This is a genomic window from Streptomyces sparsus, assembly GCF_054776295.1.
In genome coordinates this window covers 1-677 of record NZ_BAAHCA010001579.1, presented here as the reverse complement: position 1 = coordinate 677, position 677 = coordinate 1, and the positions used below count along the sequence as shown (strand labels likewise).

General features: G+C 77.1%; 1 protein-coding gene and 1 pseudogene. Both read right to left on the bottom strand.

Features of this window, described 5'->3' with window-relative positions; translation table 11 throughout:
* Nucleotides 1-132: pseudogene (locus ACYVE9_RS29710) on the bottom strand (ribokinase); the annotation flags it as partial.
* An 11-nt stretch (nt 133-143) separates the two neighbouring features.
* Nucleotides 144-563 carry a YchJ family protein gene (locus ACYVE9_RS29705; RefSeq protein WP_461030963.1) on the bottom strand — a complete coding sequence of 140 codons (420 nt, stop codon included), beginning with the start codon at nt 561-563 and terminating at the stop codon, nt 144-146.
* Nucleotides 564-677: the final 114 nt, after the last annotated feature.

Sequence of the window (677 nt, the reverse complement as noted above, 5' to 3'; positions counted from 1 at the left end):
CGCCTGGTTGGCGCCCTTGCCGCCGGCGGTGGTGGCGAGGTCACCGCCGAGCACCGTCTCCCCGGCCGCCGGCCGGCGCGCCACGGTGACGGTCAGGTCCGCGTTCGCCGAACCGACCACCAGCACGTCCAGGGCGCGGCCGGTCACGGGCGGGTCTCCCCGTCCAGGTAGAGCCAGGCGCCCTGGTGGCGGAGGAAGCGGCTGCGCTCGTGCAGGTGCCCGGCCCGGCCGTTCTCCACGTAGTGCGCCCGGAACTCGACGACCCCTTCCTGGTGGAAGGCGGAGCCTCCGGCCTCGTCGAGCACCTCCAGTCCGGTCCAGCGCAGCGCCTGGTCGAGGTCCAGCCGCCCGGGCCGGGTCCGGGGGTGCCAGCTGCGCAGCAGGTAGGGCTCGTCGCGGAGCGCGAAGGCCGTGTACCGGGAGCGCATCAGGCGTGCCGGGGAGGCCGCCCCGGTGCCCCGGTGCAGCGGGCCGCAGCAGTCCGCGTAGCGGTCGGGCAGACCGCAGGGGCACGCCTCGGCGGAGGGGTCGGGACGTCGGGAGGACGAGGTGCGTCGAGCCATGCGACCAGTGTCGCCCGAAGGGGCGCGGCTGCGGGCTGCCGGGTCAGTCGCTGCCGGGCACGGCAGCCCGGCGGGCGACGCCGCGGGCCCACAGCACCAGCGGGACCTGGAGCG

Excerpts from the sequence above, each read along its gene's own strand:
- ACYVE9_RS29705 (WP_461030963.1), bottom strand. The coding sequence starts at position 563 with ATGGCTCGACGCACCTCGTCCTCCCGACGTCCCGACCCCTCCGCCGAG.